Below are 15651 nucleotides of genomic sequence, written 5' to 3' on the forward strand. Positions count from 1 at the left end.
CGGTTCTCCCGGTGGATGCGATGAAGGAATGCGGGCGCGGGCTCAGCGGCCCCACTGCAGCGCGGCAAGCTGGCCGAGGCTGGCCGAGATCACCACTTCGGGCTGGCCCTGGGCGCCGCGCCCCAGTTCCTCCACGAAGCGGCGCAGGCCCGTGTCGACGGCGATCGGCCGGATCGCGTGGGCGGCATAGAGGCGCCGCAGGTCGTCGGTGACCATGCCGCCGTCCCATGGCCCCCAGTTGATGGCCAGCGCGTGCAGCGCCGGCCAGGCGTGGCACAGCTGGCCGGCCAGCTTGTTCAGCACCTCGTTAGCGGCGCTGTAGTCGGCCTGGCCGATATTGCCGAAGCGCCCCGCCACCGACGAGAAGAACACCAGGAAGCGCAGCCGCGCCAGGTCCAGCCGGCGCGCCAGCAGCAGGGCGGGGCGCACCTTGGTATCGAACACGGCATCGAAGGCATCGAGCGATTTCGCGCCCAGCAGCCGGTCGCTGATGATGCCGGCGCCGTGCAGCACGCCATCGATGCGGCCCAGGCGGGCATACACGTCGTCGACCAGCGCGCCGAACGCCGCATCGTCGCGCACGTCCAGGGCGTGGTATTCGACCGTGCAGCCGGCGGCGCGCATGGCGGCCAGGTTGGCGCGCATGCGGCGGTCCTTCAGCAGGCGCTGCAGCGCTGCGTCCACCTGGGCCGGCGTGGCGCGGTCGGCACGCATGCGGCCGATCAGCAGCCGCTTCAGGGCCGCCGGGTCGGTGGCGGCACGGGTGTCGGCCGCCTCGTCGCCGGGCAGCGCACTGCGTCCCACCAGCACGAGGTGGGGCCGGTACTGCTGCGCCAGCAGGCGCGTGATGTCGGCCGTGATGCCGTCCGCGCCGCCCGTGACGAGCAGCACGGCGCCCGGATCGAGCGCCAGCACGGACAGGTCGCCGCCGGGCGGGCGGGCCGCCAGGTCGATGCGGCAGCGGCCCGCCGGTCCATATCCCACTTCCACGTCGGGCGTGCCGCTGCGCAGTTCGGCCGTCACCTGCGCCGCCAGCCAGGCCGGGTCGGTGCCGGGCGCCGCGTCGATGCATTTCACGCGCAGCGCCGGCCACTCGCGCCGCACCGATTTCGCCACGCCCAGCGTGCCGGCGCTGGCCGCCGGCGGCAGCGCGGCGCCGCCCAGGCCGAAGCGGCCATCGAAGCACGTGAGGTTGACGAGCCAGCCGCCGTCCTTCAGCGTGGGCGCGAGCAGCTTGAGCAGCAGGAACAGGGCGCGCGCGTCGCCGTGGTGGGCGGCTTCGGCCATCTCGCCCGCGGCGCCGGTGTCGGTACAGCTCATCAGGTTGACCAGCAGGGTGGGACGGCGGCCGGCGGTGGCCAGCAGCCCGGCCAGCGGCGCCAGCGTGTCTTCGCCGGACAGGTCGGCCTGCCAGCGGCCATCTGCCAGCAGCAGCGTGGCGTCGCCCGGAATCAGCCGGGAGACCGTGTAGCCATTGGCTGCCAGCGCGTCGGCCAGCGCCGCGGCCAGCGCACCGTCGGCGCCGGCCAGCAGCGCGTGCGTGCCCGGCATGACAGGCGCCTCGGTCGGGAGACGGGGCAGGGCGGCGGCACTGGTGCCCACCACGTAGCACAGCACGGGGTCGTCGGACTCCGCTTCCTCACTGGAGCGGGGAAGCGGAGCCGGCGCTTTTTTTGGCAGGGGCCCTCCCGTCGCCACGGCTTCGGGCGCTGCCCCGGCGGTGGCGCTCATCCCGGCATACCAGCCGACGATCTCGTTCAGCGTGCGGAAGCCGGACAGCGTTTCGATGACGCTTTCCTCGTCGCCATCGCCCACCAGGCCGTAGCGGTCCGCCAGGCCGCTGAAGATCTCGATGCGCTTGATCGAGTCGATGCCCAGCTCCGCTTCCAGGTGGGCGTCGGGGTTCAGCATGTCGACCGGATAGCCGGTGCGCTCCGACACGGCGTTCAGGAGCGCGTCGCGGAACTGCGCGGGCGTGGGCGGCGCGCTGGCCGGCGCGACTGGCGCCGCGTCTGCCGGGTGCAGCGCGATCGGCCCGGCCGGCGCGGGTTCGGGGAGCATCGCAGCGGGTGCCGGCACCGGGGTGTCGGCGTGCAGCGCCGCGCCCTGCGTGAACAGGGCCGGCAGCACCGGTGCCGTCACTGCCGGTCCGGCCGGTGCCGGATCGTCGGCCAGCGCGACACCGGCATCGGGCACCGCCATGGCGGCAGCGGTGCGGGGCGCCGGCGCTGCGGGCATCAACGGCACTGGAAATGCCGCCTGCGACGCCGGCATGAAGTCGACCGGATCGGCCGCGCCGCCCCGCAGCTGCAGGCCGGCCAGCTGCGCCTGGAATTCAAGAAAATGGCGCAGGCTGCGCTGCTGCTCGCACTGCAGGTCGAGCAAGCGCACCAGCCCGTGCTGGATCTGTGCATAGGCACCGTCCGTCACGCCGGCAAGGGCCGGCGGGCGGCCCTCCGGCATCAGCTCTGCTTCGTTCATCGTGGATCTCCTGGTGGGACTGCGGGGAATCGAGGGCGGCCGCGCCGCGACCGGGGGGAGCGCCACGGCCCGCAGCGCGGCCGGTGGTGCCATGGCCGGTGCCGCCGCCGGCAGGGCGGGCTGCGGCACATGGGGCTTCGCCGCCATGCTGGTGCGGGGTGCCGACCACGGCGCCGCGCGGCCACCATTGACGCGCCATGTCAGCGGGCCGCGCGCGGCCGCCGCTTCGGCCGCCTGCAGCGCTTCGGCCAGGTCGTGCTGCTGCAGTCCGCGGCCGGCGAACCAGGCCTCCAGGTGCAGCGGCAGGCCGGCGGCCAGCGCCTGGCACAGCAGCTGCCCCAGCTGCTGCCAGCCGTTGCGGCCCGGCGCATCGATGGCCAGCGCCAGGTGCGGCTGGCCGGCCAGGTTGCGCGCCACCAGCCCGGACAGCGCCATGCCGGGGCCGCACTCGATGAAGATGCGCGCACCCCGCGCATGCAGCGCGGCGATCGACTCGGCGAACCGTACCGGCTCGGCGATGTGGCGCGCCAGCAGGGCGCGGATGGCGGCCGGATCGTCCGGATAGGGGCTGGCCGTCAGGTTGCTGTAGACGGGGATGCGGGAGGGCGCGAACGGGGTCTTTTCCAGGTGCTGCAGCAGCTCTTCGCCGACCGCTTCCATCTGGCGGCAGTGGAAGGCGCTGGCCACGGCCAGCTGCTTGACGCGCACGCCCGCCGCCGGCAGCGCGCCGAGGGCCTGGCGGATCGCCTCGGGACTGCCGGCGATGATGGTCTGGTCCGGCGCGTTCAGGTTCGCCACGCTCGCCTCGATGCCGTGCTGCGCCAGCAATGCCGCGGTGCGCGCCGCATCGGCATCCACGGCGGCCATGGCACCCGGCGGCGCCAGTTCGGACAGCGCGCCGCGGGCCAGCGACAGCGTCTTCAGGCTGTCCGGCGTGATCACGCCGGCAGCGCACAGCGCCGCGTACTCGCCATAGCTGTGGCCGGCCACGAAGTCCGGCTGCAGGCCGAAGCGGGCCAGCAGCTCGCAGGCCGCCATCTCGACCATGCCCAGCGCCGGCTGCGCTACGGCTGTGGCGTTCAGCGCCTCCTGCTGCAGCACCCGCTCGGCCTCGGTGAACACGGGGCGCGGATAGACCAGCTCGGCCACCGGCGGCTGCGGCGCGCCATCGGCGCCGTTCGTGCCCGCATGCTGGAAGTGGTGGTGCAGGTCCGGCATGCCGGTCACCAGGTCGCGCAGCATGTTGATCTTCTGCGCGCCCTGGCCGGGGAACAGGAAGCACACGCCGCCCAGGTGCGCGGCGCTCTCGCGGAAGTGCAGCCCCGGCGGCACCGTGGCGCCGGCCGGCGCCCCCAGCAGCGCCAGCGCGCGCTCGCAGTGGCTGGCCAGTTCGGCGGCGCTGGCCGCGCAGAACGCCAGGCGGCACGGCTGGCCGCCATTGGCCCGGCGCAGCACGTGCTGTTCGCGGTACAGCGAGTACGCCAGCTGCGCCAGCGACGGCGCCGCGGACGCTTCCGCAACCTGGTCGCCGAGCGCCCCGCGCAGCCGTTCCAGCGTCGCCACCAGTTCGGCGCGGTCGGCGCCGGCCAGCGCGAACACCTCCACGGCGCGCGGGTGCAGGTCGAGGCGGTCGCCGGGCCGGTAGCCGCCCGCATATTCGGACAGCACGGCATGGAAATTGGTGCCGCCGAAGCCGAACGCGCTGACCCCGCAATAGCGTGCCGCCCCCGGTTCGGCCAGCCAGGGCCGGCATTCGCTGTTCACGTACAGGGGGCTGTCCACGCCGCCCAGCGCGTCGATGGGCCGCTCGACGCCGATGGTGGGCGGCAGCACGCGCTGGTGCAGCGCCAGCGCGCCCTTGATCAGGCCCGCCATGCCGGCCGCCACCTTGGTGTGGCCGATCATCGACTTCACCGAGCCGACGGCGCAGCGCGGCCGCTCCGCGCTGCCCAGGACCTGCCGCAGCGCCTCGGCCTCGCTGCGGTCGCCCAGCGCCGTGCCGGTGCCGTGCGCCTCGATCAGCTGCACGGCGCCCGGTGCCACGCCGGCATCGTCATAGGCGCGCTGCAGGGCGGCCACCTGCCCGGGCGGGTGGGGCGCCGTCAGGCTGCGGTGCCGGCCATCGCTGGCGCTGCCGCTGCCCCGCACCAGCGCGTAGATGCGGTCGCCATCCCGTTCCGCATCGGCCAGCCGCTTCAGCACGGCCACGCCCACGCCTTCGCTGATGGCGATGCCGTCCGCCCCCGCATCGAACGGCCGCGAACGGCCGCGCGGCGACAGCGCGTGGGTCTGCGCGAACGACATGAAGCCGAGCGGACCGTTGACGCAGTCGACGCCGCCGACCAGCGCCACGTCGGCGCTGCCGTCGCGCAGCTGGCGCACGCCGGCATCGAGCGCGGCCAGCGAGGAGGCGCAGGCCGCATCGACGGTGAAGTTGCTGCCGCCCAGGTCCAGCCGGTTGGCGATGCGGCCCGACACGACATTGCCCAGGATGCCGGGGAAGGTGTCCTCGGTCCACGGCGGCAGTTCCTCGTGCAGCAGCGTGTCGGCGATGCGCTGGCGCTGTTCCTCGGACAACTCGGCCACCCGCGCCAGGTACAGCGGCAGCAGCGTGCGGAAGTTGTAGATCGTGCTCAGGTCGCTGATGCCGCCCACCGCCACGATGCAGGCGGTGCGGCCGCGCGGGAACGGCAGGCGGTCGAAGCGGGCATCCTCGAGCGCCTGGCGGGCCACCTCCAGCGTCAGCAGCTGGGCCGGTTCGATGTGGGCCAGACTGGCCGGCGGAATGCCGTAGCGCTGCGGATCGAACGGCACGTCGTCCAGGAAGCCGCCCCATTTCGAATACACCTTGTCCTTGATGCCGCGGCGCGGATCGAACAGCTGGGCGGCCGGCCAGCGCTCGTCCGTCACTTCGCGGATCGCGTCGATGCCGCGCACGATGTTGTGCCAGAACGCCTGCAGCGTGCGGGCGGCGGGGAAGTGGCAGGCCATGCCCACGATCGCCACCGGTTCCTGCTGCGCCGGACGGCGTGCGGCCGCGGCGGCGCGCGCGCTGTCCTGCCGCCGCTGCAGCAGGGCGGTGCTGCGCGCGCTGACCGCCGCATGCAGGTCCGCCACGGCCAGCGGCTCGCGGCGCAGGCGCGCCACCTCGCCCAGCATGTACAGGCCGGCCTGGCGCTGCTCGTCGTCGTCCAGCGTGCGGTAGCGCGGTGCGTCCGCGCCGCCGTCGCCATTGCGCACGATGCCTTTCGAGGCGATGCGCAGGCGGCCCACGTTGAGCGTCTCCAGCGCCAGCAGCGTGTCCTCCTCGGATTTGTCGTCCAGCACCAGCTCGCGGCGCAGGCGGTCGAATTCGTCGCAGAACGGCGTGCGCGCGCAGCGCGTGTAGATGCCCACGCCGGACTGCAGCAGCGCCGTCTCGGTGCAGGCCATGGCCTGCTGGCGGAACGGTTCGACGATCGCGCCGCTCTGCACGATTTCGTCCGTGAACAGGTAGGCGGTGCCCATCAGCACGCCCACCTTCATGCCGCGCGCCGCCAGCGGCGCCGCCAGCACGGCCACCATGGCGGCCGACAGCGCATCGTGGATGCCGCCGGCGAACAGCACGTGCACGCCGGCCGGATCGTCCAGCGGCGCGGCCGCCAGCGCCGCCACGGCCTGCTCCCACAGGATGAAGCTGGTGCGCGGGCCGGTGTGGCCGCCGCACTCGCTGCCCTCGAACACGAAGCGGCGCGCGCCCCCGTCGAGGAAGCTGGCCAGCAGGCCGGGCGAGGGCACGTGCAGGTAGGTGGTGATGCCGAGGGCCTCCATCTCGCGGGCCTGGCCGGGCCGCCCGCCGGCGATGATCGCGAACGGCGGCACGATCTCGCGCAGCGCCGCCATCTGCTGCTGGCGCAGTTCCAGCGGCAGGAAGCCCAGCATGCCCACGCCCCAGGGCGCGCCGGCCAGCTGGTCGCGCGCCGCGGCCAGCATGCTGCGCACTTCGGGGCCGGACAGCACGGCCAGTGCCAGGAACGGCAGGGCGCCAGCCTGCGCCACGGCACGCGCGAACGGGGCCACGTCGGACACCCGCGTCATCGGTCCCTGCACGATCGGGTAGCGGGTGCCGTGCGCATCGGCCAGCGCGGCGTAGGGCGCCAGCGGCGTGTGCCGGGCCGCCAGTTCCAGGCTGCCGGCGATGCTGTCGCGCAGCGCCGTGATGATGCGCCCGGCGGTGCCGAAGCGTTCGGCCAGCGGCGCGGCAAAGGCGATGTCCTGGCCGGCCGGCAGCAGCGGGTCGTCTGCCGCGGCGGCGTGTTCACGCAGCAGCGTGCGCCAGTCCTGGCCGGCCGCCACGGCCCGTTCCAGCGCATGCAGCCTGGCGCGGCCGGAGCGGGCGAAGAAGCGGTGCAGTTCGGCGCCTTCGCCCACCAGGGTGGTCTCGCTGCCATCGAGCTTGCGCCAGGCGCGCGCGCCCGGCTCTTCCTGCGCCTCCCGCGCCATCCACAGCTGCTCGCACAGCACCACGCCGGCAGCGCGCGTGAGCATCACGGCCGGCGCCGTGTGCAGGCCGATGCCGCCGCGGAGCCAGTAGGGCAGCTGCAGCGCGCCATCGCATTCCTGGGCCAGCACGAAGGCCGCGGACGGGCCGACCCGGCCGCCCGCCTCGTGGCCGTTGACCACCAGCCCGTCGTAGCCGGCGGCCTGCGCGGCCCGGCCGGTCTCCACATCCTGCACCTCCAGCAGCACGGCGCGGGCGATGCAGCGGCCCAGCTGCAGGGCGCGGCGCAGGTCGGTACGGCGCACGCCGCCGAGCAGCAGCACCGGCAGTTCGATGTCGAGGGCCAGCGCCGCGCTGGCATGGCGCAGCAGCGCTGCCTTGCCCTGGAACAGGTCGCAGCGCACGCCCCAGTGGCTGCCGCGGCCGGCGCCGCGCGCCAGCCTGGCGATGGCGCCCGCCGCCGTGGCGGCGCCGCGGGCCGCCAGCGGCAGCATGCCCAGGTCCAGCAGGCCCAGGGCGCCGGCCCGGCAGGCGGCGACCGGCAGTTGCGGGCTGAGCGTGCGGGGCGGCGACAGCACGATGGTGTCGGGGATGTCGGATAGCCTGGCTTGCATGACCAACCTCCTGTGTCGAGAGCGGAAAGACGGTGCCTTCTAACGGTGGTGCCGGGTGCCTACGATGCCAGCGTGACGGGGGCGCCGTGGGTGAGCGGGCCCCACAGCACCGCCAGCGCCGCTGTCCCGGGCGGGGCGGGCGGGCCGGCGGGGGTATCGCACAGCGCGTGCAGGTCCGCATGGGTCAGCATGGCGACGCCGACACCGAGCTCCGGCTGCCGGCTGGGCAGCGCGCAGGCCATCTCGTGGGCGCGCACCGGGTGTTCGTCGGGCCATGCGCAGGGCAGTCCGGCATCGTCGCCGGCGCACTGCAGCACCAGCGTGCCGTGCCGGGTGCCGGCCGGGCAGTGCCCCTGCGTGAGCAGCAGGGCCGGGTCGAAGAAATGCGTGAGCGCCGCGATCCGCGCGGGCGGCAGGGCGGGATCGAGCAGCACGAAGGCGCCGCCGGCCTTCAGCACGGCCAGCATCGCCCGCACCAGGGCGCACGAGGTGGGCAGGTGCAGCGCGCAGAACTGCCCCGGCAGCAGGCCGCGGCGCTGCAGGTGGGCCGCCAGCGCATCGGCCTGGCAGTCCAGTTCGCCATACGTGAGCATGCCGGCGCCCCCGCGCACGGCCACGGCGCCCGGATAGGTCAGGGCCAGCCGTTCGAAGCGGTGGTGCACGGCATCGAACGGCGCCGTGCCGGCGCGGCTGGCGCCATGCTGTGCGCGCGTGTTCATGCCGTTTCTCCCGTGCGGTCGTCGGCCGTGGCCAGCCGCACCGGGGCGGTGGCGGCAGGTGCAGCAGATGCAGCAGATGCGGCAGATGTGGCAGATGCAGCAGATGCAGCAGATGCAGCAGATGGGGCAGGTGCGTGCCGGCTGTGCTTGCGCAGGCTGGCCGTCAGCTCCGAGATCACCTCGGAGGCGGCATGCAGGATCTGGTTGAAGTCGAAGCCGGCATTCGTCATCTCGCGATAGAACGCCCTGGCCAGGATGCGCGCGATGCCGTTCGGGTTCTGCGCGCCGCCCTGCACGATCTGGCCGATCGTGGGGTCGTCCGAGCGCGACAGCGCGATCTGCGTGAAGCGCGATTTGAGCAGGCCCTGCAGCTGCAGCACCTGCAGCGATTTGCCGATGACGGGCGTGACGATGCTGAACAGCTGCAGATCGTCGCCATCGAACTCCTCGCCCCCGCTGGCGCGGTGCACATGGATCACGCCGATCGGCTGGCGGTGCAGCACGATGATGGCGAACATCACGTCGCGGCCCGCATCGGCCGGGGCGGGGCGGCCGCGCTGCCGCCGGGCCAGCTCGCCGAACGCCGCCTGTGGCGTGCCGGGCGCCGGCAGCGGTGCGGCATCGCGGAACAGGGTTATCACGCAGCGTTCCGCCGCCAGTATCTCGCAGGCGAGCGCCGATAAGCGGTCGAGAATATCGCCGCGCTGGCCGTCCAGCTCCATATAAACGAGGATATCACGCAGCCTGAGCAGGGCAGATTCGGTCTTGTTCATTATCCACACCTCCCGCAGCAATTAAATTTGTGCGATGCAACTAAATCGTGGTAATGTCGTTCGTACTCATCCGCAATCGACCTGCAGGCCAGCATTCATGCGGTGTCCAGGCGAACTCGACTGAATCCTGGTGCGCCTTAATGGCTCGTCGAGATAATCATTTTGGTGCATCGCACTATACGGGTGCGGGCGCGGTTCATATTTAGTGCAGGCCGCGCTGATAATATGCTTTCTTGCAAAAATAAAAACCTTTCAATTCATATTAGGTTGAAAGGCGTTTCATCGTCAAGATTAAAAAACGGCGAATTGGCGAGATGTTGCGCGGGTCCTGGCGGCAGGCCCGCACGCGGTGCACGGGCACTTGCCCCGGGCGCCAGGGAGGAAAGATGGGCGTTTTTTTGCTGCGGGGGACTGTTGTTGCGGGGCCCTTCGCAGGTATAGTTCACCTATGGAAAAACTGAAAGACTTCGCGCAGGTAGTGACCGAAGCTCAACGTGGCGAGCTGGTGTTCCCGACCAGCGTCAATGCCGCCCTGTCGCTGCAGCTGACGCTGGCCGATCCCGACTGCCGCGATGCGGACGTGATCAGCAAGCTGCTGGCCGAACCGGTGCTGGCGGCACGCGCCGTCGCACTGGCCAATTCGGCCGTCTTCCGGTCCAACGGCGCGGCACTGGCCACCAGCGTGCGCGCCGCGGTGATGCGCCTCGGTTACCGCAATTTGTACACGCTGGCCGCCGCGATGGTGGTGCGCCAGTTCGGCGCGCGCATCCGCGATCCGCAACTGCGCATGCAGGCCGAGCAGCTGTGGAAGTACACGGCGCATGTGGCGGCGCTGGCCTACGTGATCGGCCAGCGCATCACGCGCACCGAGCCCGATACCGCGCTGTTTGCCGGCATCGTCCATGAAGTGGGCGGGTTCTACCTGCTGGGCCGCGCGGACGCGATTCCCGGCCTGCTGGACGATCCGGAAGAGTGGATGGGCGCGGCGCAGGAGATCATCGCGCGCGAAATCATGAAGAAGCTGCAGGTGCCCGAGCCGGTGGCGCTGGCCGTGGTGTCGCTGCGCGGCGCCGCCGTCGGCATTCCGCCGGAAGGCCTGCGCGACACGCTGCTGGTGGCGCGCCACCTGTGCCCGGTGCCCTCGCCGCTGCCGCAGGAGCAGGACCTGATGCTGGGCCGCACGGCGGCGCTGGCCGGCTACCTGGAACAGCATCCCCACGTGGCCAGCCTGCTGGACGCGGCGGCCGAGCAGGCCAAGTCGATGAGCGCGGCCCTGATCGTTTGATGATCTGATCGTCTGATCAGCGGACCGGCGGGCCGCGCCGCCATGCATCGTTCAGCCGCGCGTCGCCTCCAGGATCTTCACCAGCGACTCGATGCCGCGCGCATCGACGTCGTCGAAGCGGTTCGGCAGCGGGCTGTCCAGGTCGAACACGCCGGCCACCGCGCCAGCCACGAACACCGGCACCACCAGCTCCGAGCGCGAGTTCACGTCGCAGGCGATATGGCCGGGGAAGGCGTGCACGTCCGGCACCACGATCGATTCGCCCTTTTCCACCGTGCTGCCGCACACGCCGCGGCCCCGCTTGATGCGGATGCAGGCCGGCTTGCCCTGGAACGGGCCCAGCACCAGCTCGTCCGGCGTCGGCAGGAAGTAGAAGCCGGCCCAGTTCAGGTGCGGCATCGTGTTGAACACGAGCGAGCTGAAGTTGGCGGTGTTGGCGATCCAGTCCGTTTCGCCATGCAGCAGGCCCGTGAGCTGGGAGCGCAGGTCGGCATACATGGTTTCCTTGGCTTCCGGGCTGTCGGTACGGTAGGCGGTGTCGGCGAGATTGAACGTCATGGTGCGGTCCTGAAGGAAAAGGGCGATTTTACCGTTCTTTGCAGCGCCTTGCCCGGCCGCGGGCGGGGCACACGGGTGTCCAACCATGCGCTGTCAAATTGGCAAACGTTGTAGGATGTCATGTAATAATCGCCGGTCCGGCTGTCCGCCGGGCCGCGTGCACAATGAATCCGGGGGCTGCCGTCGCTGCTGACTGAGCGATGGCGCACCCCTTTTGCCGAAGAAAGACCCGTGACAGCTCCGATCAATATCCTCGTCGTGGACGACGTGCCGCAGAACCTCATCGCCATCGAGGCACTGCTGGCCCGCCCCGGCATCGCGCTGCTGCAGGCCTCGTCCGGCGCCGAAGCGCTCGAACTGCTGCTGGTGCACGAAGTGGCGCTGGCCCTGGTGGACGTGCAGATGCCGAACATGGACGGCTTCGAGCTGGCCGAACTGATCCGCGGCAGCGAGCGCACCCGTGCCATCCCGCTGATCTTCCTGACCGCCGCCTCGCGCGAGACCAACTACAGCTTCCGCGGCTACGAAGCGGGGGCGGTGGACTTCATGTTCAAGCCGATCGATGCCCAGGCACTGACCAGCAAGGTGGGCGTGTTCGTCGAGCTGTACAAGCAGAAGAAGCAGCTGTCCCAGCAGCTCGAGGAACTGCAGCGCGCGCTGCACATGAACGAGATGTTCATGGCCGTGCTGGGCCATGACCTGCGCACGCCCCTGTCCGTGGTGATGAACGGCGCGATGCTGCTGCCGATGATGACGGACCACCCGAAGGTGGCCGTGACGGCGCAGCGCATCCAGGGCAGCGCGAAGCGCATGGCGCAGATGGTCGACCAGCTGCTCGACCTGGCGCGCATCCGCGCCGGCGAGATGCAGCTGCGCACGGCGCGGCGCGACGTGGCGGAGCTGTGCCGCACGCTGGCCGACGAATTCGCCACGCCGGACAAGCCGTCGCGCGTGATCGTGGAAGGCGTGGGTGACCAGCATGCGCTGATCGATGCCGGCATCTTCTCGCAGGTGATCTCGAACCTGGTGGGCAACGCGCTGCAGCACGGCGAGCCGGAACACGCGGTGCTGGTGCACATCGACGGCAGCGCGCCGGAACGCCTGCAGCTCACCGTCAGCAACCGCGGCGTGATCCCGCCGGCGCGCCTGGTCGGCCTGTTCGAGCCGTTCCAGCACCGCGGCGAATCGCGCAAGGCGGGCCAGGGCCTCGGCCTGGGGCTGTACACGGCCAGCACGTTCGTGCGCGTCCACGGCGGCGACCTCACGGTCGCCTCGGAGGAAGCCCTCGGCACCACCGTGTTCACCGTCACGCTGCCGCGCAACGGCCGGCCGCTGTCCGGCAGCAGCGCAGGGCAGGGCAACAGCGCAGTACCGGGCAGCAGCCAGCACGGCATGGCCGGGCACGCCGCATGAGTGCGGGCGCCATCGCCAGCCGGACGGTCGACACGTACCTGCCGCGTGGCGGTGGGGCCGTCGGCGACCTGGTGCGCGGCTTCGACTGGTCCGCCAGCCCGCTGGGCGCGCCGGCCGGCTGGACGCCCGCGCTGCGCACCACGGTCGACATCGTGCTCAACTCGCCCATCGCGATGGTGCTGATGTGGGGCCCCGAGCACGTCATGATCTACAACGAGGGCTACGTGGAGATCGCCGGCGCGCGCCATCCCGCGGCGCTGGGCGGCACCGTGCCGCACACCTGGCCGGAGATCTGGGACTGGAACCGCGCGATCCTGGAAGCGGGCTTTCGCGGCGAGACGCGCCAGCACCCCGGCACGCCATTGACGCTGCTGCGCAATGGCACGCCGGAAGACGTGTGGTTCGACCTGTTCTACACCCCCGTCTTCGATTCCGACGGCGCCGTGGGCGGCGTGCTGTGTACGGTGGTGGATGTGTCGGGGCGCATCCGGCAGGCACGCTCGCTGGAGCGCGACCGCGCCGAACTGAACCAGCAGAACCGCCGGCTGCGCGAGGAAACCGGCCTGCTGCGCGAACTGTTCGAACAGGCGCCCAGCTTCATGGCCGTGCTGCGCGGCCCGCACCACGTGTTCGAGCTGGCCAATGCGCCGTACCTGCGGCTGGTGGGCCGGCGCGACATCGTCGGCAAGCCGCTCGTCGAGGCGCTGCCGGAAGTGCGCGAACAGGGCATCATCGAACTGCTAGACCGCGTGCATGCGAGCGGCGAGCCGTATGTGGGCCGCCAGCAGAAAGTGCACCTGCTGTCCGAGGAGAGCGGCGAGCTGGAACCGCGCTACCTCGATTTCGTCTACCAGCCGCTGCGCGCGGCGGACGGCGCCATCACCGGCGTGTTCGTCGAGGGCATCGACGTCACCTCGCACATCCTTACCGAAGAGCGGCTGCGCATGGCCCAGCATGCCGGCGGCATCGGCAGCTTCGAATGGTTCCCGCGCACCGGCAAGCTGGTGGTCACGGCCGAATACCGGCGCGTGTGGGGGCTGGCACACGATGTCGACGTCACCGAGGATCTGCTGATCTCGCTGGTCGATCCGCGCGACCGGGCCCGCATCGGCCCCGAGCGGCTGGCCAGCGACCCGAACCCGCTGGCCTACACCGAATACCGCATCCGCCGGCCGGACACGGGCGAGCGGCGCTGGCTGGCGCGCCAGGGCGAAGCGATCGAGGGCGCCACGCCGGCCGAGCGGCGCTACGTGGGCGTGGCGTTCGACATCACCCATCGCAAGCAGATCGAACAGGCGCTGCGCACCAGCCAGGACCGGCTGGCGGCGATCTTCGGCCAGGCCTCCGTCGGCCTGGCCGAGGTGTCGCTGCAGGGCCGCTACACGCGCGTCAACGGCGCGCTGTGCCAGATGTTCGGCCGGCCCGAAGGGGAGGTGCTCGGCCTGCACATGGAAGCCCTGATCCACCCGGACGACAAGGCGGAGAACCGCTTGCTGGTGGAGCGGCTGCTGGCCACCGGCGTGCCGTTCACGCTGGAGAAACGCTACCACCGGCCGGACGGCGAATGGGTCTGGATCTCCAGCAGCATGAGCCGGCTGGACGACGAGGCCGGCCAGCCGGTGGCGCTGATCGCCGTGAAGACGGACATCACGGAGCGCCGCCGCATCGAGGTGGCGCTGCGCGACCTGAACGACACGCTGGAGCAGCGCGTCAGCCGCGAGGTGGCCGAGCGCGACAAGGCCGAGGAGGCGCTGCGCCAGTCGCAGAAGATGGAAGCCGTGGGCCAGCTGACGGGCGGCGTGGCGCACGACTTCAACAACGTCCTGCAGATCATCTCGGGCAACCTGCACCTGCTGGCGCTGCACCTGGGCGCGGACGAGGCGGCGCGGCGCCGGCTCGACATGGCGGTGGCCGCCGTCGAGCGGGGCGCCAAGCTGTCCTCGCAACTGCTGGCGTTCGCGCGCCGGCAGCCGCTGCAGCCGGCCGTGACGGACCTGGGCCGCCTGGTGGCGAACATGGACGAACTGCTGCGCCGCGCGCTGGGCGAGGCGGTGGAGCTGGCCGTGGTCGGTGGCAGCGGCCTGTGGAACACGCTGGTCGATCCGGGCCAGCTGGAGAACGTGATCCTGAACCTGGGCATCAACGCGCGCGATGCCATGCAGGGCGCGGGCCGCCTGACGATCGAACTGGGCAACGCCGTGCTCGACGAAGTGCAGGTCAACGACATGGTCGACGTGCCGGCCGGCCAGTACGTGATGCTGGCCGTGACGGACAACGGCTCCGGCATGTCGCCCGAGGTGCAGCAGCGCGCCTTCGAGCCGTTCTTCACCACCAAGCGCGAAGGCGAGGGCACGGGCCTGGGCCTGTCGATGGCCTACGGCTTCGTCAAGCAGAGCCGCGGCCACATCAAGATCCACAGCGAGATGGGGCGCGGCACCAGCATCCGCATCTACCTGCCGCGCACGATGCTGGCGGAAAGCACCGAAGCGTCGGCCAGTTTCGACAACGACGCGGGCCCGATCACGGGCGGCAGCGAAACCATCCTGGTGGTGGAGGACGATGCCGGCGTGCGCACCGTGGTGCTGGACATGCTGCAGGCGCTGGGCTACCACGTGCTGGCGGCCGACAATGGCGAGAGCGCGCTGCGCATCGTCGAATCGGGCGAGCACGTCGACCTGCTGTTTACCGACGTGGTGATGCCCGGCGCGCTGCGCAGCCCGGAACTGGCGCGCATCGCCCAGCAGATCCTGCCGGACCTGGCGGTGCTGTTCACCTCCGGCTATCCGCAGGACGCGATCGTGCATGGCGGCCGGCTCGATGCGGGCCTGGAACTCCTCAGCAAACCGTACCGCCGCGAGGACCTGGCGCGCAAGCTGCGCCACGTGCTGAACAACCGCGAGCAGCAGCTGCTGGCGCGCGAGCACCAGCGCGGCGGCCCGCGCACCTTCCTGGAACCGCAGGCAGCCATCGACCATGCCGCCTCGCTGCGCGTGCTGGTGGTGGAGGACAACCAGGATTCGCTGCAGATGGTGTGCGAGCTGGTGGGCATGCTGGGCCACACCGTGTCCGGCGTGGGCGATGGCGAAGCGGCGTGGGAACTGCTGCAGTCGCAGGACTTCGACGTGCTGTTTACCGATGTCAGCCTGCCCGGCATGTCCGGCATCGAGCTGGCGCGGCAGGTGCACGCGGCGAAACCGCTGCGCATCATCTTCTCCACCGGCTACGGCAAGGAGGCGCTGGAGAGCCTGGGGTTCGAGGCCACCTGCCTGCGCAAGCCGTATGACCTGATGGACCTGCAGACCGCGCTCGACCGGGCGCGCGGCTGATC

General features: G+C 71.4%; 7 protein-coding genes. 3 read left to right on the forward strand and 4 right to left on the reverse strand.

Features of this window, described 5'->3' with window-relative positions:
* Positions 1–42: 42 nt before the first annotated feature.
* Genes IP91_RS21475 through IP91_RS21485 form a run of 3 tightly spaced genes read right to left on the reverse strand, consistent with a single transcriptional unit; the run spans position 43 to position 9067 of the window.
* Complete coding sequence (locus IP91_RS21475; RefSeq protein WP_145651787.1) at positions 43–7575, reverse strand: type I polyketide synthase; 7533 nt, start codon at positions 7573–7575, stop codon at positions 43–45.
* Positions 7576–7634: 59 nt separating this feature from the next.
* Positions 7635–8294, reverse strand: coding sequence for an AMP-binding protein (locus tag IP91_RS21480; RefSeq protein WP_145651789.1), 660 nt, complete (start codon positions 8292–8294; stop codon positions 7635–7637).
* Positions 8291–9067 (reverse strand): GAF domain-containing protein, encoded by a 777-nt coding sequence (locus IP91_RS21485; RefSeq protein ID WP_145651791.1) that lies wholly within the window; start codon positions 9065–9067, stop codon positions 8291–8293. Before IP91_RS21485 ends, IP91_RS21480 begins: the two co-directional genes overlap by 4 nt.
* Before the next feature lie 448 nt (positions 9068–9515).
* Between IP91_RS21485 and IP91_RS21490 the strand changes: the two genes are divergently transcribed.
* Positions 9516–10352 (forward strand): HDOD domain-containing protein, encoded by an 837-nt coding sequence (locus tag IP91_RS21490; RefSeq protein WP_145651793.1) that lies wholly within the window; start codon positions 9516–9518, stop codon positions 10350–10352.
* A 51-nt stretch (positions 10353–10403) separates the two neighbouring features.
* Here IP91_RS21490 and msrC read toward each other — a convergent pair whose 3' ends face one another.
* Positions 10404–10910 carry a free L-methionine (R)-S-oxide reductase MsrC gene (msrC, locus tag IP91_RS21495; RefSeq protein WP_145651795.1) on the reverse strand — a complete coding sequence of 169 codons (507 nt, stop codon included), beginning with the start codon at positions 10908–10910 and terminating at the stop codon, positions 10404–10406.
* Positions 10911–11141: 231 nt separating this feature from the next.
* Here msrC and IP91_RS21500 point away from each other — a divergent pair, with 231 nt between their 5' ends.
* Together IP91_RS21500 and IP91_RS21505 are read left to right on the forward strand one after the other, a co-directional pair.
* Entirely contained in the window at positions 11142–12323 is a 1182-nt protein-coding gene (locus IP91_RS21500; RefSeq protein ID WP_145651797.1) for a hybrid sensor histidine kinase/response regulator, read from the forward strand.
* A complete protein-coding gene (locus IP91_RS21505; protein ID WP_145651799.1) occupies positions 12320–15649 on the forward strand; it encodes a hybrid sensor histidine kinase/response regulator in 3330 nt (1109 codons plus the stop codon). The genes IP91_RS21500 and IP91_RS21505 overlap by 4 nt, the downstream gene beginning before the upstream one ends.
* Positions 15650–15651 lie beyond the last annotated feature (2 nt).

This window comes from Pseudoduganella lurida (genome assembly GCF_007830455.1).
In the GTDB taxonomy this organism is placed as follows: Bacteria; Pseudomonadota; Gammaproteobacteria; order Burkholderiales; family Burkholderiaceae_D; genus Rugamonas; species Rugamonas lurida.

Excerpts from the sequence above, each read along its gene's own strand:
- IP91_RS21475 (WP_145651787.1), bottom strand. The coding sequence starts at position 7,575 with ATGCAAGCCAGGCTATCCGACATCCCCGACACCATCGTGCTGTCGCCG.
- IP91_RS21480 (WP_145651789.1), bottom strand. The coding sequence starts at position 8,294 with ATGAACACGCGCGCACAGCATGGCGCCAGCCGCGCCGGCACGGCGCCG.
- IP91_RS21485 (WP_145651791.1), bottom strand. The coding sequence starts at position 9,067 with ATGAACAAGACCGAATCTGCCCTGCTCAGGCTGCGTGATATCCTCGTT.
- IP91_RS21490 (WP_145651793.1), top strand. The coding sequence starts at position 9,516 with ATGGAAAAACTGAAAGACTTCGCGCAGGTAGTGACCGAAGCTCAACGT.
- msrC (WP_145651795.1), bottom strand. The coding sequence starts at position 10,910 with ATGACGTTCAATCTCGCCGACACCGCCTACCGTACCGACAGCCCGGAA.
- IP91_RS21505 (WP_145651799.1), top strand. The coding sequence starts at position 12,320 with ATGAGTGCGGGCGCCATCGCCAGCCGGACGGTCGACACGTACCTGCCG.